Annotated in this window: 9 protein-coding genes; 4 read left to right on the forward strand and 5 right to left on the reverse strand. The window is 68.3% G+C overall.

Features of this window, described 5'->3' with window-relative positions; genetic code table 11:
• Nucleotides 1-630 precede the first annotated feature (630 nt).
• Nucleotides 631-1665 carry a PEP-CTERM sorting domain-containing protein gene (locus tag H537_RS0118585; RefSeq protein ID WP_028999039.1) on the reverse strand — a complete coding sequence of 345 codons (1035 nt, stop codon included), beginning with the start codon at nt 1663-1665 and terminating at the stop codon, nt 631-633.
• A gap of 266 nt (nt 1666-1931) precedes the next feature.
• Nucleotides 1932-2225: a hypothetical protein gene (locus H537_RS56545; protein WP_028999040.1), complete on the reverse strand. Its 294-nt coding sequence runs from the start codon at nt 2223-2225 to the stop codon at nt 1932-1934.
• On the opposite strand from H537_RS56545, the gene H537_RS56550 reads away from it, so the two are divergent.
• The 3 genes from H537_RS56550 to mntP all read left to right on the forward strand — a co-directional run bounded on the left by H537_RS56550 (nt 2133) and on the right by mntP (nt 3931).
• Complete coding sequence (locus H537_RS56550) at nt 2133-2351, forward strand: hypothetical protein (RefSeq protein WP_310733025.1); 219 nt, start codon at nt 2133-2135, stop codon at nt 2349-2351. The two genes, H537_RS56545 and H537_RS56550, sit on opposite strands and share 93 nt — an antisense overlap.
• Nucleotides 2330-3172 (forward strand): hybrid sensor histidine kinase/response regulator, encoded by an 843-nt coding sequence (locus H537_RS44115; RefSeq protein WP_051242961.1) that lies wholly within the window; start codon nt 2330-2332, stop codon nt 3170-3172. Before H537_RS56550 ends, H537_RS44115 begins: the two co-directional genes overlap by 22 nt.
• A gap of 186 nt (nt 3173-3358) precedes the next feature.
• Nucleotides 3359-3931, forward strand: a complete 573-nt coding sequence (gene mntP / locus H537_RS0118605; protein ID WP_028999041.1) for a manganese efflux pump MntP — start codon at nt 3359-3361, stop codon at nt 3929-3931.
• Here the strand turns inward: mntP and H537_RS44120 are convergent, their stop codons facing one another.
• Nucleotides 3932-5161 (reverse strand): catalase family peroxidase, encoded by a 1230-nt coding sequence (locus H537_RS44120; RefSeq protein ID WP_051242963.1) that lies wholly within the window; start codon nt 5159-5161, stop codon nt 3932-3934.
• A gap of 226 nt (nt 5162-5387) precedes the next feature.
• On the opposite strand from H537_RS44120, the gene H537_RS0118615 reads away from it, so the two are divergent.
• Nucleotides 5388-5792 carry a cupin domain-containing protein gene (locus H537_RS0118615; RefSeq protein WP_028999042.1) on the forward strand — a complete coding sequence of 135 codons (405 nt, stop codon included), beginning with the start codon at nt 5388-5390 and terminating at the stop codon, nt 5790-5792.
• Nucleotides 5793-5985: 193 nt separating this feature from the next.
• On the opposite strand, the gene H537_RS0118620 is transcribed toward H537_RS0118615, so the two are convergent.
• Complete coding sequence (locus tag H537_RS0118620) at nt 5986-6171, reverse strand: hypothetical protein (protein WP_028999043.1); 186 nt, start codon at nt 6169-6171, stop codon at nt 5986-5988.
• Between the two features lie 191 nt (nt 6172-6362).
• Nucleotides 6363-6527, reverse strand: a complete 165-nt coding sequence (locus tag H537_RS44125) for a CHRD domain-containing protein (protein ID WP_084150810.1) — start codon at nt 6525-6527, stop codon at nt 6363-6365.
• Between the last annotated feature and the right edge of the window lie 6 nt (nt 6528-6533).

A 6533-nucleotide genomic window follows, 5' to 3' on the forward strand; every position in this document is an offset into this window, starting at 1 on the left:
GGTGCAGCCTGAGATCAGTCCCACCACGCCGACTACGGACACGGCCGACAGCAGCAACTACCCCAAGGAGGAACACACCCAACGCAGGTTTGCGATGCTCTACCAATGTGATGACACACTGGTCAGACCAGCACTCCGGGATCCTGTTTTTCGTGACGGCTGAGCAATCGGGCCGACAAAATATTGAGGACGGGGTGCGCAGATCTCATCGAGGCTGCGGGCATGCAATCAGCCTTGCCCATCAAGCGAGCCGGATACATGTGTGCAGACCAGTTCCATCACAACGTAGAGCTTGCAAAAGGCGTCGGCTCCATACATTCCGAAAAGTACGAGGCCCCCAGTTCAGGAGTAGCCCAGGATCGGTCCATTGCATCACCGCAGCGGGCGCAAGCGTAAACCGCTCGCGCAGCGCGAAGATTTCCTGCTTGACCTGCGTCACGTCAAGCTGGCCAAGGTGGCGCTGACGCGTGCGCGAGGCCGAGATGCTGCACCGCATCGACCCGGGCACCTGCGCGCGGTCGGCCGCCGCACGCGACGCCGGGCAAATTTGTGGCATCCGCGTCACCGCCGCCGTGCCTTGACACCGGGGGCCGTCGCTGCGGCGCCTGGGAATCAGCTGCTGCGACAACCTCAGGCCATGCTGCGCGCCAGCCGCCGTCCACGCGCCGCAGCGCCGACAATGCCCAGCCCCGCCAGCATCAGCACCGCCGCGCCGGGCTCAGGTACCGGGATGGCCACGAAAGCGCGGCGATCGCTACCGTTGAGGCTGCCCGCGCCCACGATCCAGCCCCGGTCGTTGATCGCATTGCCCTCCAGCAGGTTCCAGGCCGCGTCGGCCCTCGGTGTCAGCAGCGTGTTGAGGTCACGCAGCTCGCCGTCGCGGTACAGGAAGGGGGTTTCAGGGCTACCGTTGCTGAGCGTGCCCACGACCCAACCGCGCTCGTTGACGTCCCGGGCTTGGCCCGCCCGGCCGCCGGTATCGAGCACCTGCAACTGGCCGCCGCTGTAGAGGAAGGGCCGATCGGCCACGCTGCCGGCGATCTGGCCCTGGTTGTTGATGGCGTAACCTTGGCCTGGCTCCGACGACAGCGGCGTGACCGTGCCATTTTGGAACATGACGGGACGGCCATCGATGCCATAACCAACCACCGTGTCGGCGTTGTTGAGCCCGAAGGCCCAGCCCAGGCTCCCCGACAGGTCGCGGCTGGCGTGGCCGTCGTACAGGTACGGCCGTGCCGGACCCTCGGCGTTGCCGAGACCGATGACATGCCCGGCGTCGTTGATGGCCACGGCGGTGCCGAAGCCCGAGGGCGTGGGGACGCGCGTGAAGCGCCCATTATTGCTGTCGTAGATGTAGGCTGCGGGCGGCGCACTCTCGTCGCTTTCAAAGCCGGTGAACGCCACCTGACCGCGCTGGTTGATGGCGGAGGGGGTGTTTCTGGTAAACCCCGGCGTCGGGATCGTCTGCATCACGCCGTGGCGCCACAGGAGGGCAACCTGAACCCCGTCGGTGACCGGGATGCTGGAGAAGCCGACGATGTCGCCTCGATTGTTAATGTCCAGCGCGGTGCTGAAGTCATGCGCCGGCAGCAGCCCCAGGTCCAGCACCCGGTAGAGCGGCTGGGCTTGCGCCGCGCCGGTGACCAGACACAGCGCCAGCAGCACCGCCGGCCCTGCGCCGGCACGAGGTGGAATGAAGCTCGAAGGTCGCATGTCGCACTCTCCTGCACAGCCAACGGGCTGTCAGGGGCAGGGTGTGCCGGGCAAGCCCCCGGGTCAGAAACGTCCTGTCAGTACTGCAAGGACTGTTTCAGCCGCTACCACTACCGGGTGGCCTCAACTTTGCCAATGCGCTCGCTGCTTCTTCACAAACGCCGCAGCGCCTTCGCATGCCTCGTCGGTGCTGCGCACGCGGCTGATGGTCTGGGCCTTCAGCTCGCGCACGAAGTGCATGACCGGTCCCATGACATCTGCGCGAACAAGGCCTTGATCTCGCCCTGCGCCGTCGGCAAGTTGGCCAGCAGCACCTGCTGCACCAGCCCCAGGGTCAGCGCCCGGGGTGCCAGGCCGACCGGCGCAAGGACGAGTTCCTGGCCACCCTGGCGCACGAGCTGCGCAATCCGCTGGCACCCCTGCGCAACACCGCGCATCTGCTGGGCGCACCACAGCTGCGCGCCGAGCAGCTGCGCTGGGTCCAGCGGCTCATCGAGCGTCAGGTCTCTCACATGGCACGGCTGCTGGACGACCTGCTGGACGTGGCACGCATCACGCAGGGCAAGCTGATCCTGAAGACACAGCGCGTGTCGCTGCCTCCATCATCGAAGCAGCGGTGGAAGCCGCACGGCCGCTGATCGACCACAAGCGCCACGCGCTGCGGATCTCCCTGGACGGGATGGAGGAAGGCCAACTGCTGCAGGCCGATCCCGTGCGGCTGTCGCAGGTGCAGGCCAACCTGCTGACCAACGCGGCCAAGTACACCGACGCAGGCGGGCGTATGGAGCTCTGCGCCAGTCGCCACGGCAGCGAGCTGCACTTGAGCGTGTGCGACAACGGCATCGGGCCGCCACGCGAGGCGCGCACGCGCATCTTCGAGATGTTCAGCCAGCTGGAGTCAGGCACCGGCCGCGCCGAAGGCGGCCTGGGCATCGGGCTGGCGCTGGTGCACGGCATCGTGGATCTGCACGGCGGCCGGGTTGCCGCGGACAGTGCCGGGCCGGGGCAGGGCAGCTGCTTCACGGTGCAGCTGCCCTTGGGCCAGGCCGCCGAGCCGGTGCGGCCCGAGGCGCAGCTGCCGTCGCTGCACGCGGGAGTGAAGGTGCTGGTGGCCGACGACAACGAGGACGCGGCCCAGACACTGAGCCTGCTGCTGTCGTTCGAGGGCTGCGACACTCGCGTGGTCCCCTCGGGTAACGCGGCCGTGCAGGAGGCCGCCCACTGGCATCGCGACGTCGCGGTGCTGGACAGCGGCATGCCCAGCCTGGACGGGCATGCCGTGGCGCGCGCGCTGCGCCAGCAGCCCGGTGGCGAGCACATGCTGCTGCTGGCCCTCACCGGGTGGGGGCAGGACAACGACCGGCGCAAGTCTGCCGCAGCGGGCTTCGATCACCACCTGACCAAGCCGGTCGATATCGAGCAGTTGGTGGGGTTGATCGCCGCGTTCAGAGCCGATTGAACACAGTGCTGTTGGCGCCGAGCAAAACGTCGGCACCGACATCAACACACTTGGCTGAATCCACGGCCATGGCGCAGGCCACTGGGAACATGGGTGGTCCCGGTTGGCAAGACCATCGGCACGTTGACGCGACCTGGGTCGGGCGCGTGATCGTGTCGTCGTCTGTGCCCGACCGGAAAAGGAACCATGAGCCCCTCCGCCACCGCGCTGCTCGCGCTTGCCATGTCCACCGACGCCTTTGCCGCCGCGGTCGGCAAGGGCGCCGTCTTGCACAAGCCCCGGTTGAGCGAGGCGCTTCGCACAGGGGCCATCTTTGGAGTCATCGAGGGGCTCACGCCCGTGGTGGGCTGGGCCCTGGGCTTGGCCGCTGCACAGTACGTGAGCGCCTGGGACCACTGGATCGCCTTCACGCTGCTGACGTTGCTGGGCGGGCGTATGGTGCTGGCCGGCTTCAGCGCAGATGTCCAGGAGGCTCATGACGAGCGGCCCCGGCGTCACGGCTTCTGGCTGCTGGCCATCACGGGCCTGGTCACGAGCATCGACGCCATGGCCGTTGGCGTGGGCCTGGCGTTCCTCAACACCAACATCGTTCCCGCGGCCGCGGCCATTGGCCTGACCACGTTCCTCGCCGTCACGGCCGGCGTGATGCTGGGCCGCGTGCTGAGTGTTGTCACAGGCAAGCGCGCCGAGATCGTGGGCGGCTTGCTGCTGATCGGCATCGGCACGGCGATCCTCGTGGAGCACCTGCAGGCAGCTTGATTAGCGCGTGACCGCTTTCGTCGTCGCGGCTTCCCCGCGGGGGGAGGCGGCCTTGGCCGCATCGCCCACAGGAGCTTGACCGCTGGCCGCTTGCCCTTGGGCTGCTTCTGCCCGGCGCCGTGCCCAGGAGACGGCATAGGCCGGCGAGCGGAAGGCCAGCACCGGGTCGTCCGGCGGGGCCTGCACGCCGTCGCTGAGCACCAGCGGATCGAAGTTGATGGCCTCGCAGGCACTGCCGCCGGCATGCTCGACCTGCAACGTGCCTACGGTGACCTCGGTGCGGCCCGCGGGCCAGGGCCGCGTCGGGTCATTGACCGGATCGCCTGGCTCGCCCAGTGTCAGCACCATGTCCCAGGCCACCGGGCCGTGCTGCAGCCGCTCGGCGAGGGCCTTGGCCAGGAAGTCTGCCGGCGCTGCCTTGATTTCGTCCTCGCTCAGTTCCTTCTCCCCATCGCGCGGCACGAAGTGCCATTTGACCCAGCGCGCCTGGTCCTGGGCATTGACGAAGCGAAACGCGTGCAGACCGTGGTAGCTCGCGTTGGCAAAGCTTGGCGGCGGCCGGTGCTGCGACATCCATGCTGCAAGGGCCTTGTTGTCGGTGAATCGTTCCGCCACCGCCTTCTGCCGCGCCAGGTCGGGCTTGCCGGTGGTGGGGTCGGGCCGATCGGCATCGAGCCGTTCAAAGAACGACTGCGGCATCGCGGACGAGAACACCGGCACATTGAGCATGGCCATCTGGTGCAGCGCGCCGCCCGGCAGCCGGAACTGCAGTGCCAGGCCACGCGGACTACGGGCCGCATCCGGCGCTGACGCGCGACCGCCGGCCAGCGAGAAGCGCGCCTGCACGGGCACCGGTTGGCCGCTGAACAGCAGGCTGCGGCTGTACCGTGCGGCCCCTGGCGCAGTCGTGAAGCGGCCTTCGGCACACAGACCCTTGGTGTGGTTGCGGCGCTTGCCGGCATTGGGACCGAACACGGCTTCCATACTGTCCACCACGGCCTGTGGCGTGGCAGCGGGCGGCGCGGGGTCCGCCGCCCGTGCCGCTCCCAGGCTCAGCAACGCCGCACAGCTGGTGAAACAAAAAGCGGCCTGGCGGGGAAGCCGGCATGCATGGCGGGACGGCTGGTGCATAGGAGACTCCTCCTGTTCAAAGGCCGCACGGTAGCGCGACTCGCCCAAGTTGGATTTCGCCTGCGTCTGCGGCACGCCGTTCACCGGCGCGGCGCTCATGCTGGAGCTGTTGTGCACTGGCCGCTTGCGCTACGGCCCGCGGCACGCGGGAGCACGCAGGATCACCAGTGAAAAAGCGCCTGGAAATCTGCGCTCCACTGATCGATGGTGCGAGCCCGCTGGAGCGCCCGGCCCTGAGGTTCACCCCGATGGGCACCGGCCAGCGCCGCGTCAAGACTGCGCTGCATCAGCGCCCGTCCCGGGCCGGCTTTACGTGGATGGACCCATGCCGAGATTTCAATTCCGGACCACGCAACTCGTCCTCGGTGTCGCCGTGCTCGCCGCTGCGGCTGCCGTGCTGGCGCAGGCGCCGGGCCTGACGCGCACGCTGGTCGGCCGCGCCGACGTGTCCGTGCCCGGCCGCGAGGCCGTGGTGGCGCGCGTTGAGGTAGCGCCGGGCGCGCGCGCCGGCCGTCACACGCACCCAGGTGACGAGATCAGCTATGTACTGGAGGGGCAGGTCGAACTGCTGGTGGACGGCCAGCCCTCACGCACGGTGAAGGCCGGCGAGTCCTTCGTGATTCCAGCCGGCGTGGTGCATGACGCCCACAACGGCGGCAGCGCCGCCGTCAAGCTGGTGGGAGTCTATATGGTCGAGAAGGGGCAACCACTGGCAACGCCAGCACCGTGACACGCTCGACGCTGCCGCTCAAGACTTGACCGGCATCGCCGCAGTGTCGTGCGACCAATGCTGGTGATGACCGGCAGCGTGCGGGCACCGCCAATATGGTTCTGTTCCCGGACGTGCTTGCATAACTGAACGGCGGCATGTCGCTGCCACGAGGCCGGAGCATTGCTTGCGCTACAGCGGAACGGGAATCCGGTCAGCGTGTCGAACCCTGCCGCGCCAGCGCATCGAGCGCTACCCGCAGGCTGTGCTTGGACACACGCTCGCTGGCATCTGCGCGGCGCACCACGCCGGCAGCCCAGGCGCGCTCATGTCCAGTTCCGGGTACTACCGGACGCAGGTACTTGCGCCGGATCTCGGCGGCGCGCTGCGCCTGCTTCATTTGAGCGTCGCACGGAATGCCGGTGCCAGCGCGCTGGCGCAGAACTCACGAAAGCGCGCAGCAGTGGGCGGCTCGTCCGGGTCCGCCAGCGCGTACTCCATGGCCTCGGGTTAGTGGGCCTTGGTGCGAGCCTCTCGGTCATACGCAGTACACGCCGCCGCGCCCGCTCGCCCGCTCGCCCGCTCGCCCGCTCAGGGCTTGAGCTGGGCGCGCACCTCCCCGCCCTTGTTGGCCGCGCTGTGCACATTCACGTACAGCTCGCCGGCCTGGTAGGCCTTCATCTGTTCCGGCGTGAGCTTGGCGCCGGCAGGCACACTCCACGTGCCGGCGTCGCCCTTGGTCAGCGGGATGATCACCGGCCC

Source organism: Azohydromonas australica DSM 1124 (assembly GCF_000430725.1).
In the GTDB taxonomy this organism is placed as follows: domain Bacteria; phylum Pseudomonadota; class Gammaproteobacteria; order Burkholderiales; family Burkholderiaceae_C; genus Azohydromonas; species Azohydromonas australica.

What these genes read in the sequence shown, in the direction of transcription:
- mntP (WP_028999041.1), top strand. Translation starts at nt 3,359, where the DNA reads ATGAGCCCCTCCGCCACCGCGCTGCTCGCGCTTGCCATGTCCACCGAC.
- H537_RS44120 (WP_051242963.1), bottom strand. Translation starts at nt 5,161, where the DNA reads ATGAGCGCCGCGCCGGTGAACGGCGTGCCGCAGACGCAGGCGAAATCC.
- H537_RS0118615 (WP_028999042.1), top strand. Translation starts at nt 5,388, where the DNA reads ATGCCGAGATTTCAATTCCGGACCACGCAACTCGTCCTCGGTGTCGCC.
- H537_RS0118620 (WP_028999043.1), bottom strand. Translation starts at nt 6,171, where the DNA reads ATGAAGCAGGCGCAGCGCGCCGCCGAGATCCGGCGCAAGTACCTGCGT.